19 protein-coding genes are annotated in these 19855 nt (G+C 72.0%); 11 read left to right on the top strand and 8 right to left on the bottom strand.

From position 1 onward, the window contains the following. Window positions 1-76: 76 nt before the first annotated feature. The 7 genes from DFJ67_RS13325 (at window position 77) to DFJ67_RS13295 (ending at window position 8713) form a co-directional block, all read left to right on the top strand. Entirely contained in the window at window positions 77-1306 is a 1230-nt protein-coding gene (locus tag DFJ67_RS13325) for a hypothetical protein (protein ID WP_147315504.1), read from the top strand. Then, a complete protein-coding gene (locus DFJ67_RS13320) occupies window positions 1293-4334 on the top strand; it encodes a nitrate- and nitrite sensing domain-containing protein (RefSeq protein WP_116068161.1) in 3042 nt (1013 codons plus the stop codon). Before DFJ67_RS13325 ends, DFJ67_RS13320 begins: the two co-directional genes overlap by 14 nt. Beyond that, complete coding sequence (locus DFJ67_RS13315; protein ID WP_116068160.1) at window positions 4331-4807, top strand: roadblock/LC7 domain-containing protein; 477 nt, start codon at window positions 4331-4333, stop codon at window positions 4805-4807. Before DFJ67_RS13320 ends, DFJ67_RS13315 begins: the two co-directional genes overlap by 4 nt. Then, window positions 4804-5247 carry a DUF742 domain-containing protein gene (locus DFJ67_RS13310; RefSeq protein ID WP_116068159.1) on the top strand — a complete coding sequence of 148 codons (444 nt, stop codon included), beginning with the start codon at window positions 4804-4806 and terminating at the stop codon, window positions 5245-5247. The genes DFJ67_RS13315 and DFJ67_RS13310 overlap by 4 nt, the downstream gene beginning before the upstream one ends. 121 nt (window positions 5248-5368) lie before the next feature. Then, window positions 5369-5959 carry a GTP-binding protein gene (locus DFJ67_RS13305; RefSeq protein ID WP_203783634.1) on the top strand — a complete coding sequence of 197 codons (591 nt, stop codon included), beginning with the start codon at window positions 5369-5371 and terminating at the stop codon, window positions 5957-5959. 27 nt (window positions 5960-5986) lie between these two features. Then, the gene (locus DFJ67_RS13300) at window positions 5987-6304 is read left to right on the top strand and encodes a hypothetical protein (protein ID WP_239097219.1); all 318 of its coding nucleotides are present in this window, start codon (window positions 5987-5989) and stop codon (window positions 6302-6304) included. A 9-nt stretch (window positions 6305-6313) separates the two neighbouring features. Further along, window positions 6314-8713 carry an AAA family ATPase gene (locus tag DFJ67_RS13295; RefSeq protein WP_116068157.1) on the top strand — a complete coding sequence of 800 codons (2400 nt, stop codon included), beginning with the start codon at window positions 6314-6316 and terminating at the stop codon, window positions 8711-8713. Here the strand turns inward: DFJ67_RS13295 and DFJ67_RS13290 are convergent. The 4 genes from DFJ67_RS13290 to DFJ67_RS13275 form a co-directional block, all read right to left on the bottom strand. Then, a complete protein-coding gene (locus tag DFJ67_RS13290; RefSeq protein ID WP_116076156.1) occupies window positions 8710-9018 on the bottom strand; it encodes a DUF3263 domain-containing protein in 309 nt (102 codons plus the stop codon). The genes DFJ67_RS13295 and DFJ67_RS13290 overlap by 4 nt on opposite strands. A 96-nt stretch (window positions 9019-9114) precedes the next feature. Then, window positions 9115-10131, bottom strand: coding sequence for an ABC transporter permease subunit (locus DFJ67_RS13285; RefSeq protein ID WP_116068156.1), 1017 nt, complete (start codon window positions 10129-10131; stop codon window positions 9115-9117). Continuing rightward, entirely contained in the window at window positions 10128-11120 is a 993-nt protein-coding gene (locus DFJ67_RS13280) for an ATP-binding cassette domain-containing protein (RefSeq protein ID WP_116068155.1), read from the bottom strand. The genes DFJ67_RS13285 and DFJ67_RS13280 overlap by 4 nt, the downstream gene beginning before the upstream one ends. A 69-nt stretch (window positions 11121-11189) precedes the next feature. Continuing rightward, window positions 11190-11975, bottom strand: a complete 786-nt coding sequence (locus tag DFJ67_RS13275; RefSeq protein WP_116068154.1) for a DeoR/GlpR family DNA-binding transcription regulator — start codon at window positions 11973-11975, stop codon at window positions 11190-11192. A 192-nt stretch (window positions 11976-12167) separates the two neighbouring features. Between DFJ67_RS13275 and DFJ67_RS13270 the strand changes: the two genes are divergently transcribed. Genes DFJ67_RS13270 through nagA form a run of 3 tightly spaced genes read left to right on the top strand, consistent with a single transcriptional unit; the run spans window position 12168 to window position 15069 of the window. Next, window positions 12168-13049 (top strand): SIS domain-containing protein, encoded by an 882-nt coding sequence (locus tag DFJ67_RS13270; protein ID WP_116076154.1) that lies wholly within the window; start codon window positions 12168-12170, stop codon window positions 13047-13049. Then, entirely contained in the window at window positions 13046-13975 is a 930-nt protein-coding gene (locus tag DFJ67_RS13265) for an ROK family protein (protein WP_116068153.1), read from the top strand. Before DFJ67_RS13270 ends, DFJ67_RS13265 begins: the two co-directional genes overlap by 4 nt. Beyond that, window positions 13972-15069 (top strand): N-acetylglucosamine-6-phosphate deacetylase, encoded by a 1098-nt coding sequence (gene nagA, locus DFJ67_RS13260; RefSeq protein ID WP_239097220.1) that lies wholly within the window; start codon window positions 13972-13974, stop codon window positions 15067-15069. The genes DFJ67_RS13265 and nagA overlap by 4 nt, the downstream gene beginning before the upstream one ends. A 60-nt stretch (window positions 15070-15129) precedes the next feature. On the opposite strand, the gene DFJ67_RS13255 is transcribed toward nagA, so the two are convergent. After that, complete coding sequence (locus DFJ67_RS13255; RefSeq protein ID WP_203783625.1) at window positions 15130-15426, bottom strand: hypothetical protein; 297 nt, start codon at window positions 15424-15426, stop codon at window positions 15130-15132. 568 nt (window positions 15427-15994) lie between these two features. Between DFJ67_RS13255 and DFJ67_RS13250 the strand changes: the two genes are divergently transcribed. Further along, the gene (locus DFJ67_RS13250; RefSeq protein ID WP_147315503.1) at window positions 15995-16369 is read left to right on the top strand and encodes a hypothetical protein; all 375 of its coding nucleotides are present in this window, start codon (window positions 15995-15997) and stop codon (window positions 16367-16369) included. Between the two features lie 61 nt (window positions 16370-16430). Here the strand turns inward: DFJ67_RS13250 and DFJ67_RS13245 are convergent, their stop codons facing one another. The 3 genes from DFJ67_RS13245 to DFJ67_RS13235 are packed head-to-tail and all read right to left on the bottom strand — an operon-like array spanning window position 16431 to window position 19768. Then, entirely contained in the window at window positions 16431-17687 is a 1257-nt protein-coding gene (locus DFJ67_RS13245) for an APC family permease (protein WP_116068151.1), read from the bottom strand. Beyond that, a complete protein-coding gene (locus tag DFJ67_RS13240) occupies window positions 17663-18352 on the bottom strand; it encodes a phosphatase PAP2 family protein (protein ID WP_239097221.1) in 690 nt (229 codons plus the stop codon). The genes DFJ67_RS13245 and DFJ67_RS13240 overlap by 25 nt, the downstream gene beginning before the upstream one ends. Window positions 18353-18394: 42 nt before the next feature. Next, a complete protein-coding gene (locus DFJ67_RS13235; protein ID WP_116068150.1) occupies window positions 18395-19768 on the bottom strand; it encodes a trypsin-like serine peptidase in 1374 nt (457 codons plus the stop codon). Window positions 19769-19855 lie beyond the last annotated feature (87 nt).

Here is a 19855-nt window from a genome sequence, read left to right as displayed (position 1 = left end):
TAGTTTCTCCGTCCGGTGGACGGGACGGCCGGGGCAACTCTTCAGTCCGTGCCACCACTTCGTGGAGGGGTTGCCGATGACACGTTCCGCACCGCGTTCCCGGGCCCGCTCGGGAGCGCTGTCTGTGCTGCTGTCCATCCTGGTCGTCGCGCTGCTGGTGCCCACCGGGGTGCTGTTCTCGCAGAACTGGCGCACGCTGGGCGACCGGGCCAGCGCCACGTCCCGCGAGCTCGACGGCGTGGCCTACCTGCGCAGCCTGCAACAGGTCGCCTTCGCCGTGGTCGACGCCCAGTCGGCGACCGTGTCCGGCGAGCCGGTGTCCCGCGACGCCATCGTCGTGGCCGTCCAGCAGGCCGACGCGACCGACGCGCAACTCGGCGGGCGGCTGCGCACCACCGAACGGTGGAACGGCATCCGGAGCCGGCTGGAGACGCTGCGCGCCGCGCCTGCGGCGGCTGACCCGACCCAGACGATCGCCGCCTACCGGGAGGTCGGCGACCTGCTGCTCGCCCTCTACGCCAAGGTGCGCGACGAGTCCGGGCTGTCCCACGATCCCGACGGCGACGCCTTCCACCTGCAAAGCAGCGCCGCGGGTGAGCTGCCGATCGCGGTCATCGCGGCCGGCCGGCTGGCCGACGCCGCGGTGCTCGCCCTGGCGGCCCGCACCGCGACGGCCGGCCAGCCCGGCACACCGGCGACGCAGCAGAAGCTGTTCGAGGTCGTCTCCGAACTCGCGGCACAGCGGGTGACCGTGCAGAACGCGTCGAACCGGCTGGTCGACGACCTGCGCTCGGCGGTCGACAGCACCGAGAGCCGCACCCTGGGCAGCAACCTGCTCAGCCGCCTCGACCGCTATCAGCGCACGGCCGACCTGGTCCTCGCGTTGTTCGCACAGGCCGGCGCCGGCAGCAACGCCACCGCCGCCGACAAGTCGCGGATCGGGCCTGCCCGCGCCGGGCTCCAGGCCGCGGCCGGCGAGCTGTCCAGCACGATCCTCAACGAGGTCGAACGGCTGCTCACCACGCGCGCCGACGCGACCGACCGCGACCGGCTGCTGACCGGCGGCGCCGCGCTCGTGGCGGTGCTGCTGGCGGTGGGCTTCTTCCTCGCCTACTTCCTCGGCGGCCGGCGCCGGCCAACCGCACCGGCCGGCCCGTTCCCGGAGGCCGGCCCGGCCAACCCCGACGCGCTGCCACCCGACGAGCCCACGTCGTGGCCGACGGTCGCGCCGATCACCGGTGCCCCCTACCAGGGCGCGTCACAGCAGAACGCCACACAGTGGGAGCGATCCGGTGCTACTCGGTAGGCTGCGCATCCGCGGGAAGCTCGCGCTGCTGCTCATCGCGCCGCTGCTCGGCATCATCGCGCTCGCGGTGCCCGTCGTCGGCGACCGGGTCAGCACCGCCGAGCGGGCCGACGACACCGCCCGCCTCGTCGAGATCGCCGGCCAGGTCGGCTCGCTGGTGCAAAACCTCCAGCAGGAGCGGATGCTCTCGATCGGCTACACCTACGGCGTCGTCGACCGCAGCCGGCTGGTGCTGCAAAGCGCGCAGGTCAGCGACGCCGTCGCCGACCTGCGCGCGACCTCAGACCTGCCGAAGGACCTGCAGGGCGCGCTGGACGCGCTGCCCACGCTGGCCGCCTCCCGGGCCGCAGTGCTCAAAGGCGACGCCCGCCCCGTGGTGGTGCTCGCGACGTTCGGTGAGCAGGTAACGCGGCTGATCGACGGGCTCGGGCTGCGCGGAAAGGCCGACACCACCACGCCCGCCGGCCGACAGGTCATGGCGCTCGACTCGGTGCTCCGCTCCGACGAGGGGATCAGCCTGGTCGCGACGCAGATCGTGTTGCTGACTGCCGTGCGCGACGCGGACCCGAAGACCCCGATCCCCACCGCGGTCGCATCCATGTCGTTGCCGACGATGGCCGTCCTGCTGCAAGACGTCGCCCGGTTCCGCTCCTACGCGACGGCGGAACAGAACGGCGTCTACGACCTGGTGCAGCAGGGCGTCAACGCGCGCAGCACCAACGGCGACTTCCTCGGCCAGCTAGCCAAGAGCCCGGAGGAGGCGCTGGCCGCCATCAACCTCCCGACGCTCTTCCCGCTGGCCGAATCGCTGATGACGCTCGGCACCTTCGTCGAGAAACGGATCGTGGCCGACGTCAAGGCCGAGGTGAGCGACCGGCAGAACCGGGCGCTGACGGAGGCGTACGGCGTCGGCTTGGCCTGTCTGCTCCTGCTCCTGTGTGTCGTGCTGCTCAGCGTCGCGGTCGCCCGTGCCGTCGTCCGGCCGCTGACCCGGCTGACCGAGTCGGCCGACGACGTCGCGAAGGTCGCCGAGGCCGAGCTGACCAAGGTGGCCGACGGTGAGCTCGACTCGTCGGTGCCGGTCCGGCTGGAAGCCGTCGACGTGCGTGCCCGCGACGAGGTCGGCGACCTGGCCCGCGCGTTCGAGCGGGTCCAGGCGACCGCCGCCCGGCTGGTCGAGCGGCAGGTGGCCGGCCGGCGCAACGTCGCGCAGATGTTCGGCCACGTCGGCCGCCGCACCCAGAACCTGGTCGGCCGCCAACTCGCGCTGATCGACCGGCTGGAGCGGCAGGAGGCCGACCCGGGCCGGTTGCAGCACCTCTACCGGCTCGACCACATCTCCAGCCGGTTGCGGCGCAGTGCGAGCAGCCTCGTGGTGCTCTCCGGCTCGGCCGGCGCCGACAGCCACGTCGCGCCGCTGCCGCTCACCGACGTGATCCGGCTCGCGCTCGGTGAGATCGAAGACTATCTGCGGGTCGACATCAAGGTGCCGACCGAGATCAGCATCGCGCCGTCGATGATCGGCGACCTGGTGCTGGTGCTGGCCGAGCTGATGGAGAACGCGACCACGTTCTCGCCGCCGCACACCCGGGTGACCGTCACCGGCGTGGTCAGCGACCCCGGCATCCGGCTGCTCGTGGTCGACCACGGGCTGGGCATGTCCGCCGAGCGGATGGCCGAGGAGAACGCCCGGCTGGCCCGGCGCGAACGGCTCGACCTGGTGCCGACCGAGGTGCTCGGCCTGTTCGTGGTCGGCCGGTTGGCCCGCCGGCACGGCATGCGGGTCATGCTGAGCACCACGCCCGGTGGCGGCGTCACCGCCGAGCTCGAGGTGCACGAACGCGAGCTGGTCACCGACGCCGAGGTGCCGCCCCGGTCGACCATCGCCCGGGCCCGGGTGAGCCCGCCCGAGCAGGTCCGGCCGCAGTCGCCCGCCGGCCCGCCCGTGATCGGCGGCGATGGCTCGGCCGCCGCGGTCTACGACCCGTTCCGGCCCGACCGCCGCCCCACCGGCGTCGGGCACGGTGGATCATCCGCGGCACCGGCCGTAGGGCCGGCACCCGCACCGGCCGGTGCCGCGGATCCGCAGCAGGCCCCGTCGGCGGCCGAGACCAAGGCCGCGACGCCGCCCCCGCCGGCCACGGCCGCACCCGAGTGGCCGATCCGGCAGCGGGTTCCCGGTCGCACCGAACCGCCGGCGACCGCGCCGCCCGGCGACGAGGCGCCCGAGGCCAGCGAGTCCGCTGACGACGCGCCCGCGGGCCGCCGTCCGACACCGGTGACGCGGCGCCCCAACGGCAACTCGCCCGGCTTCGACGAGGCCGCGCTCAACCGGGCCAGCCGGATGCTCGCCAACGGGCAGCCGTGGAACGCGTTCGTGCCGCAGCCGCGCATCGCCGGTGAGGTCGACGAGCCGGTCAACCAGCGCCCGACCCAGGCCGACCGCCCCAACCCGCCGACCCGACCGGCGAAGGCGGCCGCGCGGCCGATCCCGCCCATCAAGGCCAAGCTGGCGAAGCCGGCCAAGGCCGCCGACAAGCCCAAGCCGGAACTGTCCGACGAGGAGACCCAGGCCGTGCTCCGGCGGCGGGTGCCCGGCGCCAAGCTGCCCACCGACGGCACCGCCGAGTCGGCACCCACCTCGGCACCGCCCTCGCCGGCCGACCCGGCCGCCGCCCGCGCCCTGGTCGAAGAGTTCGAGGCGGGGGTCCGCTACGCCGAGCGGCAGGTTCGCGGCGGTGCCATTCCGGGCGCGCGACCCGTGCCCGTCAACGGCGCGGCCAACGGCAAGGCGGCAACCGACGCGACCAGCCGCAGCACCGCGACGGCCACACCCGGCCGCCCGCTCAGCCGGCGCCAACCCGGCGCCACGCTCGACGATCAAGACGTCTCCACCGAGCGCCAGACGTCTGACCAACCACTGGACCCGGAAGCCGCCCGCGACCTGGTCCAGCAGTTCGAATCCGGTGTGGCACGGGCGATGCGCCAGATCAGTGCCGGCCTCCGCGACGAAGAGGGAACACGATGACCAGCCCGTACATCCACGAAAGCATCGAACGGTCTGATGCGGACGTGTCCAACGGCCAGCTCAGCCAGGAGGCGCAGACCTTCAACTGGCTGCTCGACTCGTTCACCTCGGGCACCGCGGGCGTCGTGGAGGCCATCGCGGTCTCCAGCGACGGCCTGCTGATGGCAATGTCGGCGATCAAGGACCGGGCCAACGCCGAACGGCTGGCCGCGATCGTCTCCGGCATGACCAGCCTCGCCGGCGGCGCCGCCAACTGGTATTCGCTGGGCGGCCTCAACCGGGTCATCGTCGACATGGCCGACGGCTACCTGCTGATCACCTCGATCAGCAGCGGCTCGGTGCTCGGCGTGATCGCCGACCGGTCGGCCAACCTGGGCACCCTCGCCTACGAGATGACCCTGTTCGCGAGCCGTGCCGGTGGCGCGCTGACCCCCCGCCTGATCGCCGAGCTGAAGAACTCCGTTCAGTCATGATCCCGGCGCACGACCCCGAACCAGGCACGGGTGTACGCCCGTACCTGAAGGCGGGGTTGGCCGGCGGGGAGGGTGGCGGAATTCCACCCGACGATGACCCGTCGGCCGCCCTGCGGCCGTTCGTGCTCACCTCCGGGCGGGTGGTCGGCGTCGACCCCGCCATCGGGATGGAGACGCAGGTGACCGTCCACGACGGACCACCACGCACCCACCTGCCGAGCAGCGCGCGCGAACTGCACGCGATCGTGGCGCTGTGCGCCGCACCGGTTTCCGTGGCCGAGATCTCGGCCCGGTTGCGCATGCACCTCGGGGTGACCCGGGTGCTGGTCGGAGACCTTCGGGCGACCGGCCATCTGGACGTACACACGCTTGATGTCGCTGACCCTCGCGACCCCGAGACGATTCGGCGGGTGATCCGTGGACTACGTGCGATCTCCTGAGTGGCAGCTCACCACCACCGACCCTGACGCGGGGGGACGCCATCGTGAGCAGCAGTCGGCGTACGCGCCCAATGTGGGCTGGCACCACATCGGCGCACCCGCGCCGGCCGTCGACGCGCGCCTGGTCGGGCCGCCGGTGAAGCGCCGCCGCGCGCCGATTCCCGTCAAGATCGTGGTGGCCGGCGGCTTCGGGGTCGGCAAGACCACCACCGTCGGCGCGATCTCGGAGATCGCCCCGCTGACCACCGAGGCGGAGATGACCACCGCCTCGATCGGCGTCGACGACCTCCATCCAGACTCGACGAAGACCACCACCACCGTGGCGATGGACTTCGGCTGCGTGACGATCGACGGCAGCCTGAAGCTCTATCTGTTCGGCACGCCCGGCCAGTCCCGGTTCGGTTTCATGTGGGACGACCTCACCCGTGGGGCGCTCGGCGCGCTGGTAGTGGTTGACAGCGGCCGTTTGGACGAGTGTCATTTCGCCATCGACTACTTCGAACGGGCAGATTTGCCGTTCGTCGTGGCCGTGAACGCGTTCGACGGGCAACTCACCCACGACCTCAACGCCGTGCGGTGGGCGCTCGCGGTCGGCGACCACGTTCCGGTGGTCCGCTTCGACGCGCGGCAACGCCTGTCGGTCCGCGACGCCCTGCTCGTGCTCCTCGACCGGGCGTTGGATCGCGCGCTGCGCGAGCGCGGGGGGTCGTGAGCGAGGCTGTGACGGAGGTCGGTCCGGGTGAGAGACGCGTTCGGCGAAGCGCTAGACCGTATGGCGCGGCGGGAGGAGTTGGAACGCCTCAAGGCCGAGGCGGCGGCCAACAAGCGAACGTCCGTGGCGGCTGAGGTCGCCGAGGCGGTTCGCCGGGTCGTCGAGCACCATCCGGACACCACGGTGACGGTCGCGGTCGAGTCGGCCGGCGCCAGCACGGCGTTCCTGGTCGGCTGGGCCAACGACGCGGTGTCGATCTCTCCAGGCCCGGTCAAGGACGCCGCGGCCCAGCTCGCCGAACTGATCCGCCAGGACCCAACCCTGCTGGCCCCGGATCAGGAATAGTGTCGGCGGGTGGCCGACCGTGACCTTGTCCTGACCGCGAGCCTGCGCCCAGCGGCCCTCGACGCCCGGCGCGGTGTCGTCCGGCTGCACCCCGAGGTGCTCAGCGCCCTCGGCCTGCGCCCGGGCGATCCGGTGCGGCTGACCGGCCGGCGCAGCACCGCCGGCATCGTCGCACCGGGCGAGCCCACCGACGGGCGGGGCCTGCTGCACGCCGACGACCTGATGCTCGGCAACCTCGGCGTCCGCGACGGCGCCCAGGTCACCGTCACACCCACGCCGGTGATCGCGGCCCGCCGGGCCACGCTGCGCGGCGCGCCCGGTGTGGTCGCCGCGGTGTCACCGGAAATGCTCCGGCTGGCCCTGCTGGGCAAGGTCATCTCGACCGGCGACGACGTGTCGCTGCTGCCCCAGGACGTGGTGCCCGACGAGGAGGCCCGCTCGCTGGTCGCGGCGGCCCGGCAGAGCCTCGCCAACCGGGTCGGCTACGCCTGGACCAGCACGCTGCTGTCGGTCCTCGAGGTCACTCCCGCCGAGGCCGCACTGGTCACCATGGATACCATAATCGCCTGGGAGAACGGACAAATCACCCAAGCATCAGGTGTACGCACAGCCGTCGGCCCGACCGCCGCCGGCGGCGGGTCCGGTGCAGGCGGCAGGTCCGGTGCAGGCGGTGGTCCCGCTACCGGCGCGGGCTATGCGACGGGCGGCAGGACCGACACGGGCGGCAATGCCGCCGCAGGCGCAGGCTACGCGGCGGGGGGCGCCGACGGAGCTGGGCAGAGCGACCCGGACGTGATCGACGGCACCATCATCGAGGGGTCGGTCGTCGACGAGGCGGTGGTCGACGAGGGCGCGCCCAGCGTCGACGACCTGCCGGGCCTGCGCAACCAGGCGCAGCAGCTCACCGAGCTGCTCGACCTCGGCTTCCATCACCGCGACGTGCTGCGGCGGTTGGCCACCACCGTGTCGTTGGGTGTGCTGGTCACCGGGTCCGCGGGATCCGGCAAGTCCGACCTCGTACGCGCCGTCGCCGCCGCCGTTGGTGCCCGGGTGTTGCCCCTCTGGGCGCCGGAGATCGCCGCGCTGACCAACGACGCGGCCGCCGCCCGGCTGCGGGCGCTGGTCGCCGAGCGGTCCGTCGACCCGCCAACGGTCGTGCTGATCACCGACGTTGACGCGCTCGCGCCGCGAGAGAACCCGGGCCCACTGGCCACCGTCTTCCGGCAGGTGCTCTCGGCCCTGGTCAACGCCGGCGCCGCGGTCGTCTGCACGAGCAGCCGGCCCGAGGAGATCGACCCCGCCCTGCGCGCGCCCGACCTGCTCTCGATGGAGATCTCGGTGCCGCTGCCCGACCAGGCGATGCGCCGCGAGCAGCTCACCGTGCTCACCCGATCCACCCCGCTGGCGCCGGACGTGCAGCTCGACGACGTCGCCGCGCGTACGCCCGGATTCGTCGCCGCCGACCTGGCCGCGCTCGTGCGCGAGGCCGGTGTGCGCGCGGCACTGCGGCAACGCGAAGCGGAGGCGCCGGTGGTCTCGGCGGCCGACTTCGCCGCGGCGCGCGAGGCGGTCCGGCCGACCTCGATGCAGGCGTCCACACTGGAGCTTTCCGGGCTCACCCTCGACGACGTCGGCGACCTGGTCGCGGTCAAGGAGGTGCTGACCGAGTCGGTGCTGTGGCCGCTGACCTACCCGGACACGTTCGCCCGGCTCGGGGTGCGGCCGCCGCGCGGTGTGCTGCTCTACGGCCCGCCCGGCTGCGGCAAGACCTTCCTGGTCACCGCGCTGGCCGGCAGCGGCAAGGCCAACGTGCTCTCGGTCAAGGGTGCCGAACTGCTCAACAAATGGGTCGGCGAGAGCGAGCGCGCGGTGCGCGAACTGTTCCGCCGGGCCCGCGAGGCGGCACCGACGCTGATCTTCCTCGACGAGATCGACGCGCTCGCGCCGCTGCGCGGCCAGTCGACCGACGGCGGCACCACCGACCGGGTGGTCGCCGCGCTGCTCACCGAACTCGACGGCGTCGAGACGCTGCGCGACGTGGTGGTCATCGGCACCACCAACCGGCCGGACCTGATCGACCCGGCGCTGCTGCGGCCCGGCCGGCTGGAGCGGCTGGTCTTCGTGCCGCCACCGGACAGCGCGGCCCGCGGCGAGATCCTCAAGGCGGCCGCCCGCGGCGTTCCGCTCGATCCGGAGGTCGACCTGGTCGCGCTGGGTCGCGACCTCGACGGCTTCTCGGCGGCGGACTGCGCCGCGCTGATCCGCGAGGCCGCGCTGGTCGCGATGCGCGAGTCGCTGGAGGCCACGTCGGTCACCGCGAAGCACGTCGAGGCGGCCCGGCAGCGGGTGCGGCCGTCACTCGATCCCGTGCAGGTCGCGCGCCTGGAGGCCTACGCCCAACTGCACTAGCGACGGCGGGAGCGGGCCCGGGTCGAGCGCAAGCGGCGCAGGCGGCCGACCACGAGGGGGTCGGCCGCGAGCGCCGCCGGGTTGTCGAGCAGCCCGTTGAGCAACTGGTAGTAGCGGGTCGAAGACAGGTCGAACGCGTCGCGGATGGCCTGCTCCTTGGAGCCGGCGTGCTTCCACCACTTGCGCTCGAACGCGAGGATCTGCTCCTCGCGCTCGGTCAGCGGCGGCGGTCCCGATGGCTCCACATCGGACTGCGGAACCTCATCGTCTTCGTGAGTGTCTGCCTGGTCAGCGGCGGGCGGCATCATGGCGCTCCTCGACACACGCGGCGACGTGGGGATGCCAACCAGACTAACCGCGGCCAGGATGCCGTGCACCGCTCATTCACTGTGATCAAGACGTCAGACGACGTCGCGCCTCCGCATCGACCAGAGAGCGCCGCCCAGCCCCAGCACGAGGATGATCGCGAACAGCACCCCGGACTGTTGCCACGTGATGACCAGCTCGCCCGGATTGCAGACGCCCTGGGCGAAGTCGCACGCGCGATAGTCGTAGAGCGTGAACTTCTTGTCGAACCAGGCGATCAAGTAGGTGGACAGGATGAAGCGGTCGCCGAACCGCACCTGGATGAGCTCGAACGCGATCCGCAGGCCGATCTCGCTGACCACGGCCGCGCCGATGCCGACGCCGAGCGCCATCGCGGTGTGCCGGCCGATCGACGCCAGGCAGAACCCGATCGTGGCCGCGAGCAGCACGGCCGCCGCGCCGCGGGCGCCGGTCAGCGCGAACGACTGCCAGACACCGGAGGTGAGCTTGCCGACCTGGCCGTCGTAGCGGCCGATGGCCCAGAACGCCGCCGTCCACAGGGCGCCGACCACCACCGTCAGGCCGAGCATCGTGGCGAGCAGCACGCCCAGCTTGGTGAGCAGCACCGGGATCCGGCGGGGCCGCCAGAGCAGCAGGTTCATCATGCCGCCGGTGTGCCATTCGGCGCCGACGAACGACGCGCCGATGACGAACGCGACGAGCGCGAGGATCGCGCAGAACACGTACACCGAACTCGGGAACTCACGAACGAAGTTGAACTCGAACGGCAGGTAGTTGGCGGGCTCGAAGTATTCGGGCCGCGGGCCGTAGTCGGCGCCGCAGTTGGGACCGTAGCGGTTGTCGGTGTCGGTGGCACCCGACGCCTTCTCCGCCTCGCACTGCTCGACCTGCTGCTGGAACTGGACCTTGGCGTTCTCGTAGTCCTGCTTCGCCTGCGCCTCCGCGAAGGCCCGCTGGTCGGGCCCGGTGCGCTCGCTGCTGATGCTGAACGCCACCGGGAAGATGGCCAGCCCGAGCAGCGTGAGAATGAGGAAGATGCGGGTGACCCGGCGCTTGAACAGCCGGCGCACCTCGGCCTTGGGCAGGCTCACACGCCCCACCCGCCCTGAGCCGGCGCGACCACCGCGGAATCGTCGACCTGCCGGGCCACGCCGTCGACCGGCGCGGTCTGGGTCAGCTCCAGGAAGACGCTCTCCAGGTCGACCTTGACCGGCGCGAGCTCGCTCACGTAATAACCCCGCTCCGCGAGGGTGCGGGTCACCCACGCTGACTTCTCGACGTTGGCGACGATCAGATGGTCGGGTCGCGGCGTGACCCGGGCGCCGGCCGCGATCAGGATCTCGGCGGCGTGCGACAGGTCTTCGGGCGACTCGAGCCTCACCGTCACCCCGCCACCGGCGTGCTGTGCGAGCACGTCGGAGACCGGACCGTGCACCACCCGCCGGCCGCGCGAGATGATGGTGACCGAGTCGCAGATCAACTGGACCTCGCCGAGGATGTGGCTCGACAGCAGCACCGTCATGCCGGCCTCGGCCAGACCGCGCATCAGGGTGCGCATCTCGCGGATGCCGCCGGGGTCGAGGCCGTTGGCGGGCTCGTCGAGAATCAGCAGGTCGGGCTTCTTGAGCAGGGCCGACGCGACGGCGAGCCGCTGCTTCATGCCGAGCGAGTAGGTCTTGACCCGCTCCTTGCCACGATCGCGCAGGCCGACCAGCTCGAGCACCTCGGCGACCCGCTGCTTGGGCACCCCGCCGGCGTCGGCGAGCAGCGAGAGCGTGTCGTGCGCGGAGAAGTTGGGGAAGAATTGCGGGCTCTCCACGATCGCGCCGACCCGGCCGGCGACCCGCGGCAGCGCGGCCGGGACCGGCTCGCCGAGCAGCGTCATCTGGCCGCCGTTGGGTGTGATCAACCCGAGCAGGGTGCGCAGCGTGGTGGTCTTGCCCGAGCCGTTGGGGCCGAGGAAACCGTGCACCTGCCCTGACTCGACGACCATGTCAAAACCGTCGAGGGCCTTGCGGGCGCCCCGGAATCTGCTCTGGTAGGTCTTCTCCAGACCCGATATCTCGAGTACGGCAGGCACACGCGCTCCCCGTCTTCCGCGGTTGGATCGCGCACACCTTACTGGGTATGTAGATATTCGGATAGACCGCTATGCGCTGATCACCGTCACGCCCGCGGCGACGAACGGCGCGATCGCCTCCGGGGTCGCGCCCGAGTCGGTGACCAGGGTCTCGACCCGCTCGATCGGGCAGATCCGGGCGAACGCGTGACCGCCCAGCTTCGACGAGTCGGCGATGATCACGACCCGGCGGGCGCGCGCGACCATCAGCGCGTTCATCGACGCCTCGCCCTCGTGGTGGGCGGCCGGACCGAGCACCGCGTCGATCGCGTCGGCGCCGAGCAGCGCCACGTCGAGGGTGACCTCCTTGAGCAGCGCGCTGCCGAGCGGGCCGACCAGCTCGAACGACTGCGGCCGGACCACCCCGCCGGCCACCACGATCTTCATCCGGGAGCGGACCAGCAGCTCGTTGGCGATGTTGAGCGCGTTGGTGACCACGGTGAGCTGCGCGCCGTCGGCGCTGGAGTTGAGGTCGGGGCGCACCGCCAGGGCACGGGCCACCTCGGTGGTCGTCGTGCCGCCGTTGAGCCCGACCACCATGCCGGGCTCGACCAGGGCCGCGGCGGCCGCGCCGATGCGCTGCTTCTCCGCCGAGTGCTTCGCGGTCTTGTAGCGCAGCGGCAGGTCGTAGGAGACGCCGTTGGCGACCGCGCCGCCCCGGGTCCGGGTGATCATCTGCTGCTGGCCGAGCTGGTCGAAGTCGCGCCGGATGGTCGCCTGCGAGACGTTGAGACGCTGCGCGGCGTCTTCCACGCTCACCCGGCCGCTGTCGGTGAGCAGCTCGAGGAGGGCGTTCCAACGCGCGTACCGGTCCACATCGACCCCCTGGCACGGACCCCGTGTAATTGCGGTGCACACTAGTGCGCGAAACGACCGGCAAGCAACGCTTTGGATGCGCAGTCACGCGCGATCCGCGCATGCTTGCCGCACGGTGCCTTCTCCTGCACAATAACGCGCGGAAACAGCGATTATCGAGCTGATTCGCGCAGGCCCCTGGGGGTGGATCGGGTGACGCACGTCGAGACGGAAATCGCCACCCAACCCGAGGTCTGGCCGCGTGCCGCGTCCCTCGACCTTGACGCACTGCCGCGCCGCGGGCAGCGGGTGGCCGTCGTGGGTTGCGGCACGAGTTGGTTCATGGCGATGGCGTACGCCGCCCGCCGCGAAAGCCTCGGCCACGGCGAGACCGACGCGTTCCAGGCATCGGAGTTCCCCCGCGGCCGGGCCTACGACCTGGTCGTGGCGATCAGCCGGTCCGGCACCACCACCGAGATCGTCGACCTGCTCGGCGGCCTGTCCGGCCCGAACCTCGCGATCGTCGGCGACCCGACCTCCCCGGCGGCCGCCCGGGCCGGCGCGGTGCTCGCGCTGCCCTTCGCCGACGAGCGGTCGGTGGTGCAGACCCGGTTCGCCACCAGCGCGCTGGCCCTGCTCCGGGCCGGGCTGGGCGAAGACGTCGCGGCGCTGGCCGCCGACGCCCGAAGCGCGGTCGACGCACCGCTGCCGCTCGACCCCGCCGCGGTCGAGCAGGTGACGTTCGTCGGGCAGGGCTGGACGGTCGGGCTGGCGCACGAGGCCGCGCTCAAGTGCCGCGAGGCGGCCGCCTTCTGGACCGAGGCCTATCCGGCGATGGACTACCGGCACGGCCCGATCGCGATCGCCGCGCCCCGGCGGGCGGTCTGGACGCTCGGCGCGCCGCCGTCCGGGCTCGCCGCCGAGGTCACCGCGACCGGGGCGACGTTCGTCGGCGCCGGCGAGGGTGCCACGCTTGACCCGATGGCCGAGTTGATCCTGGCGCAGCGGTTCGCGGTCGCGTTGGCCCAGCATCGTGGGCTGAACCCCGACGCGCCGCGCAACCTGACCCGCGCCGTGCTGCTGGACCCGCGATGACCGGTCCCGACGACGTCGTCGTCGCGCTCGACGTGGGCGGCACGGTGATGAAGTGCGGCCTGGTGTCCAGGTCCGGCGAGTTGCGGCACGCCGAGCGGCACCCGACCAACGCCCCGGCCGGCGGCCCGGCGGTCGTCGCGACCATCCTCGACGTGGCCGCCGGGCTGGCCGACAAGGCCCGCGCCGACGGGCTCAACCCGGTGGCGGTCGGCGTCGCGGTGCCCGGCGTGGTCGACGAGGCCCGGGGCGTCGCGGTCTGGGCGGCCAACGTGGGCTTCCGGGACGTACCCCTGCGTGATCTGGTTTCTGATCGTCTCGGCCTGCCCGCCGCGCTCGGCCACGACGTGCGCGCCGGCGGGGTCGCCGAGGCCCGGCTGGGCGCCGGAGCCGGCAACCGGCACGTGCTGTTCGTGGCTGTCGGCACCGGCATCGCGGCCGCGCACGTGGTCGACGGCAAGGCGTTCGCCGGCGCACACGGCGCGGCCGGCGAGGTCGGGCACATCATGGTCCGGCCCGACGGCCCGATCTGCGCCTGTGGCGCCCGTGGCTGCCTGGAGTCGGTGGCGTCGGCGGCGGCGTTGGCCCGCCGGTATGCGGAGCTGTCCGGTGCGGGCGGTGTCTCAGCCGCGGAGGTGGCCGCGCGGGCTCTGCTGGACGAGCCGGTGGCGGTCCGTGCCTGGGGCGAGGTCGTCGACGCGCTGGCCGACGGTCTGACGATCGCGCAGACGCTGTTCGACGCGTCGGTGATCGTGGTCGGCGGCGGCCTGTCCGAGGCGGGCCCGCAACTGCTCGAGCCGCTGGCGGCGGGCGTGCGGTCACGGTTGACGTTCCAGCGCGAACCGGCGCTGGTGCGGGCGGCGCTGGGCGACGCGGCGGGCTGCCTCGGCGCCGGCCTGCTCGGCGGGGACGCGTTGGAGGCGGCGTGAGGATCGACGGACGGGTGGTGACGCCCACGGGCGTCGTGACGGGCTCGGTCGAGGTGACCGGCACCCGGATCGGTGCGGTCACGCCCGGCGAGGTCGCCGATCCCCAGTGGATCGTTCCGGGCTTCGTCGACATGCACAACCACGGTGGCGGCGGCGACACGTTCACCACCGGCGATCCCGACGCTGCGGTCCGCGCGGCCGCGTTCCACCTGCGACACGGCACCACGACGCTGTTCGCGAGCCTGGTCAGCTCGCCGTTCCCGCTGATGCGCGCGGCCACCTCGGCGTTCGCGCCGCTGGTCGACGCCGGGGTGCTGGCCGGCATCCACTTCGAGGGCCCCTACCTGTCGACCGTCCGGTGCGGCGCGCAGAACCCTGACTTCCTCCGCGACCCGTCGGAGGAGGAACTCACCGCGCTGCTCACCCTGGGCGGGGGCGCCGTCCGGATGGTGACGATCGCGCCAGAGCGGCCCGGTGCGCTCGACGCGATCCAGTTCCTCGTCGCCCACGGCGTGATCGCGGCCGTCGGGCACACCGACGCGACCTACGACCAGACCTTGGCCGCGGTCGACGCCGGGGCCAGTGTGGGCACGCACGTGTTCAACGGGATGCGGCCACCGCACCACCGCGAGCCCGGCCCGGTCTTCGCCCTGCTCGGCGCGGCCAGCGTGGTGTGCGAGTTCGTCGCCGACGGCGTACACCTGCATGACGGCACCTTGTCCTTCGCCACGACGGTCACCGGCGCCGACCGGGCCGCGCTGGTCACCGACGCGATGGCCGCGGCCGGCATGCCCGACGGCGCCTACGACCTGGGCGGCCAGGAGGTCACGGTCAGCGACCGGGTGGCCCGCCTGACCCGCGACGGCGCGATCGCCGGCAGCACCCTGACCATGGACGCGGCGCTGCGCCAGGCGGTCGGCGCCGGCATCCCGATCGTCGACGCCTGCCGCATGGCGGCCACGACCCCGGCCCGCGCGATCGGCCTGGGCGAGACGGTCGGCAGCCTGCAACCGGGCTGGCGCGCCGACCTGGCCATCCTCGACGCCGACCTGCGCGTCGTCCGCGTCATGCGCGCCGGCTCCTGGGTCAGCTAGCGGTCCAGCGCCGCCCTTCGATCGCATTGGCCACATAAGCAGTTTGCGCTCGCGCGGTCGTCAGATGATGTGGACGCGCTCCGTCTGCCCGTCGTTGGTCTGGAACGTCAGGCTCCCGCCGCCGCGTTCCATCAGCTCGAGGACGAGGTTGTAGACCACCAGGGCGCGGTTGATCGTGTCGGTCTTGGTGTCCTTGGTGCGGGCGCAGGCCCGGTCGAGCGCTTCGACAGCTCGCGGGGTGAGGTTGAAGGTAGCCCGCGTCAACGCGCTGCCGGTTCCACCGGCACTGCCCGCGGCCGCTTCTTCATTGGTGTCGTTGTCAGTGCTCGGTGCTGTCTGTGTCTGCTCACGGGCCATGTCAACCTCCTCGCTCGCGCTCGCGACCGTGAGCTGTTCTCCCAGTCCCACGGCTGGTCGGCTCAGCACACTTCCCCGCCTACGCACGATGATCACCTTCCCGGCCCTGGCCACCACCCGGCCGCTGTGCCATCAATCCCGAGCCCCGTGCAGTTGCCCTGTCATTAGCCATATATCGTCTGCACGAGCTGCGGTTCAAACAATGTCTCACATGATGGCTACCTAGACCAGCGGATCCCTCAAGCGTGTGGCGTATTCGCCCATCCAACGCAATCATGTCGTTCCTTCGGTTCGACCTCGACTTTGCCGAGCATAACGGACATATTGTCCGTCCTGGGCAACATCGGCGCATGGCGTCAAACGGGGATTGCAGCTCAAAGGACGCGCATCCATTCGGTTGTCAGCCATTGGGGTGTATGGCGAAGGCATCCCATAACAAGTGCCATGTCATATGGCTGAGCGGTGTTAGGGTCACTGACCGTAGGGCCGCCTGGTTCTACAAAAGACTGCAGAGGTCGGCGTTTCGGGGGGCTGATCTGTCCAACGAGTGGAAGGACGTCGGGGGGAAATGACCGGTCCGACAGAGCTAGAACGCCGCAGTGCCCGCGACACGGTAGGCCCCACTGCGGAACCGACACCAGCCAACCCGCCGGTCGAGACCGGAGCGTTGACGAATCGCGGCTACGCCCTCGACATCGAGGCGGCGTGGACGGCTCCCGGCACGAACGCACGCGTGGTGATCCGAGACGAGCGCGGAAGCACGGCCAGCTCCTTCAACAATTTGATCCGGACTGCGACAACCCTGATCTGGCCCGGCTTCGCGTTCGTCGCCTGCAAAGCGGCCGACGCTTCGGCGGAGGTCACCCTCTACGCGACGGCCGGGACCGGCGTCGTCTCGGTCGGCATCTTCCTCGCGCAGAAGATCAAGCGCCGTAAGCACTGATTTATCTCTGACCGGCCGGCGAAGGGTTCGACTCTTCGCCGGCATTTTCGTGTCGGCCGAGCTACGCGCGCCGCCGCAGGAGCTGCCGAGCGGCATACCAAACGGCGCCGACGGCCAGGACCGCCGCGCCGGACAACACGCCGTGTGCCGGGAGGGTCAGCGCCAGCAGGAGGCAGCCGAGCACGCCCAGGGCGGCCAGGGTGCGGACCGGCAGGCGACGGCCCGGCTCGTGGCGCAGGGTGAGCGCCGCCGCGTTGGCGATGCCGTAGTAGACCAGGACCAGGCAGCTCGACGCGGCGATCGCCGTGGTCAGGCCGCCGACCAGGACCAGCACCAGGACGGCCGCGGCCACCACCAACTCGGCGATGTGTGGGACCTGGGTCGACGGGTGGACCGCGGCGAGCGCGGCGGGCAGGTCGCGCCGGCGGCCCATCGCCAGCGCCGTGCGGCCGACCCCTGCCAGCAGCGCGACCAGCACCCCGAGCACCGCGACCACGGCGCCGGCGCGGACGACTCCGGCCAGGCCCGCCGGGCCGGCTACCGAAACCACCGCGGCCAGCGGTGCCGACGCCGACGCGAGGCGGGCCGGGCCGAGCACCGCCAGGGTCACGACGGCCAGCACCGCGTAGACCACCAGCACGATGCCCAGGGCCAGCGGGATCGCGCGCGGGATCGTTCGGGCCGGGTCGCGGACCTCCTCGCCCAGGGTCGCGATCCGGGCGTAGCCGGCGAACGCGAAGAACAGCAGGCCGGCCGCCTCCAGCACGCCGCTGGCCGATAGCGAGCCGGTGAGCGACAGGTGCGGGCCGCCGGCCAACCCGGCCACTGCCACCGCGACCAGGACCGCCAGGGTCAACGAAACCAGCACCGCCGTGACGCGGGCCGTTTTCGCTATGCCGCGCAGGTTGACGGCGGTCACCGCGAGCACGGCGGCGACGGCGATCGGGCGGGGATGCGCCGGCCAGGCGTACGTGCCGATCGCCAGCGCCATCGCCGCGCAGCTCGCCGTCTTGCCGGCGACGAACGCCCAGCCGGCCAGGAAGCCGGGGAACGCGCCGATCCGCTCGCGGCCGTAGACGTAGGCGCCGCCGGACTCCGGATAGCGAGCGGCCAGCCGGGCCGAACTCGTCGCGTTGCAGAAGGCCACGAAGCCGGCCACGCCCAGGGCGACCAGCAGGCCGGTGCCGCCGGCGGCCGCGGCCGCGGGTGCGAACACGACGAACACCCCGGCGCCCAGCATCGAGCCGAGGCCGAGCACGACCGCGTCGCGCAGGCCGAGGCGGCGGGCGAGGGCTACTGGCGGGTTGGTAGCTGCCATGGCACCCGGTCGATCAGGCGGGCGATGAACAGGCCCAGCAGCAGGCCGGCGACCGAGTCGGTCAGCCAGTGGAAATCGAGGTAGATGGTGGTCAGGAAGACGATCGCCGGCGGGGCGATGCGCAACCACAGGTTGGCCGTGCGGTTCAGCCAGGGTGCCAGGAGCAGGGCGATGACGCCGTACCAGACCACGGTGTTGACCAGGTGGCCGGACGGGTAGCCGGTGTCGTACGTACCCGGTGGCAGGGCGCTGTTGAAAAGATCCACCGCGTGCGGGCCGGTGTAGCCCGGTGCCGCCCGCTCGGTCCAGATCTTCAGCGGCATGATCACGATGCCGGTCAGCAGGAACGCCGCCACGACCGGCAGGATCGGGTAGAGGTTGCGCCGGCGGATCGCCAGGAAGATGGCGATGACCAGGCTGATCACGGTCAGCGGGCCGCCGTTGCCCAGGAAGTTGAAGACCCGGGCGAGCCAGTGGGTGACCTGCGTCTGGTGTGTCACGCACCAGTCGCGCACGGTCTGGTCGACGCCGAGCAGGCCGCCAGCGGCGAGAACGCCGGTGAGCAGCGCGAACAGCCCGATCAGCAGGAGGTCGAACCACCAGCCGGCAGGCCGCACCGGCCGGAGCCGGAGGGCGGCCGCCCGTTCGGTGATCGCGTTGCGCACGTGACCACCGTATCCGCGCGGTGCACTCCGGCTCCGCCCCGCCTAGAGAAGCTTCTTGATCTTGCCGTAAACCAGGTCGATCCGGACACCGCTGTTGGGGCAGCCGCCGAAGTGGTGCAGGGCGATGACCCGGTCGGTCTTCCGCGAGATCACCGGCGAACCGGACGAACCGCCCGCGGTGTCGCAGTAGTAGGAGACGTCGGAGTCCTGCCCGTAGCCGTCGTAGGACGGGTCGGCGACCGCGCAGATGCCGCCGCTGTCCTTGTCGCTGCCCATCGCGATCATGCCCGGGTTGCCGCCGGGGTGCTGCGGGATGTAGACCTCGCTGCCCTTCACCGGCCGGGTGGGCTCGATGGTCAGGTAGCCGAACTTCTGCACCTGGGTGAAGTTCTCCACCGTGAACAGCGTGAAGTCGAGGTCGCGCTCGGTGGCGAGCACCTTGTCGCCCCAGACCTTGGTCGGCTTGAACACCGCGTCGCCGCCACACTTCGCGCACTGGTAGTCGAACCACACCTCGGTGTCGTAGGCGTCGCTCGAGGTCACCATGCAGTGGTTGTTGGTCAGCATCCGGTTGGTCGCGCCGAGCCGCCAACCGGTGCACAGCTCAGTGCCGTTGATCAAAAGCCGGGCAACAGCCTTCGACTTCTTGTACGCGGCCGGGTCCGCCGACTTGTAGCAGACCGCGTCGCGCGCCTCGTTGGAGCCGCAGACGCTCTCCTCGCGGCCGTTCTCCGACAGCGAGCGCGCCGTCCGCAACTCGGACGCGTTCTCCGCGTCCTGCTCCTGGTCGGTGAAGCCGCGGGCCACCTTGTCGACCCGCACGCCGAGCCCGGCGGCCTCCTGGAGGCCCAGCGGGTCGGGCACGGCCCGGTGCAGGGTGACCACGGCCGTGTCGCCGGTGACCGACATCGCCCACCGGCCGGAACCCGAATCCGCCTCGGCGCGGCTGCCCAGCAGGCCGCCCACCACGTCGAGCGGGTCGCTGTCGACCCGGTGCACCTCGGTGTTCTGCGGGTCGGAGACCGTGACGTAGTCGCCCGGCAGCATCGAGAGTTCGTCGAAGTGGACCTTCACGTACTCCGCGCCGGGGTAGTGGAACGTCTGGGTGGTGCCCTCCGACTTGTAGTCGAGCAGGGCGGCGACCGATTCGAGCGAGCCGACCTTCTGCCGGCCGACCGCGTCGATCGCGCTGCCGACGCCCGACGCGGGCGCGACCGGCAGCCCGCCGGTCGCGGCGCCGGACTCCTTGCGCGGTGCGCCGGCCGCCGCCGGCGCGGGCGCGTCAGCCGCCTTGCCGAGCCGCGAAATACCCGCCGGCTTTGCTTCGGTCCCGTCGCCGGTCATCGCGTACGCCGTCGCGCCGGCCATCACCACTGCCGTGCACGCACCGGCGACCAGCGCCAGAGTCCGCCGCATCCTTTTCCCCCTCGGCTCTCCTACATGGACTGCCGCTAGGGAGAAAAGCCCCAGAGCAGACAATCAGATCATCTCGCCACTGTGTAA

Origin of the sequence: Asanoa ferruginea, from assembly GCF_003387075.1 — a bacterium.
GTDB classification, from domain to species: domain Bacteria; phylum Actinomycetota; class Actinomycetes; order Mycobacteriales; family Micromonosporaceae; genus Asanoa; species Asanoa ferruginea.
The sequence above is the reverse complement of the archived record's forward strand: the minus strand, read 5'-3'. Positions and strand labels throughout refer to the sequence as shown.

Excerpts from the sequence above, each read along its gene's own strand:
- DFJ67_RS13325 (WP_147315504.1), top strand. The coding sequence starts at position 77 with ATGACACGTTCCGCACCGCGTTCCCGGGCCCGCTCGGGAGCGCTGTCT.
- DFJ67_RS13315 (WP_116068160.1), top strand. The coding sequence starts at position 4,331 with ATGACCAGCCCGTACATCCACGAAAGCATCGAACGGTCTGATGCGGAC.
- DFJ67_RS13310 (WP_116068159.1), top strand. The coding sequence starts at position 4,804 with ATGATCCCGGCGCACGACCCCGAACCAGGCACGGGTGTACGCCCGTAC.
- DFJ67_RS13290 (WP_116076156.1), bottom strand. The coding sequence starts at position 9,018 with ATGCCGCCCGCCGCTGACCAGGCAGACACTCACGAAGACGATGAGGTT.
- DFJ67_RS13265 (WP_116068153.1), top strand. The coding sequence starts at position 13,046 with ATGACCGGTCCCGACGACGTCGTCGTCGCGCTCGACGTGGGCGGCACG.
- DFJ67_RS13255 (WP_203783625.1), bottom strand. The coding sequence starts at position 15,426 with ATGGCCCGTGAGCAGACACAGACAGCACCGAGCACTGACAACGACACC.
- DFJ67_RS13250 (WP_147315503.1), top strand. The coding sequence starts at position 15,995 with ATGACCGGTCCGACAGAGCTAGAACGCCGCAGTGCCCGCGACACGGTA.
- DFJ67_RS13245 (WP_116068151.1), bottom strand. The coding sequence starts at position 17,687 with ATGGCAGCTACCAACCCGCCAGTAGCCCTCGCCCGCCGCCTCGGCCTG.
- DFJ67_RS13235 (WP_116068150.1), bottom strand. The coding sequence starts at position 19,768 with ATGCGGCGGACTCTGGCGCTGGTCGCCGGTGCGTGCACGGCAGTGGTG.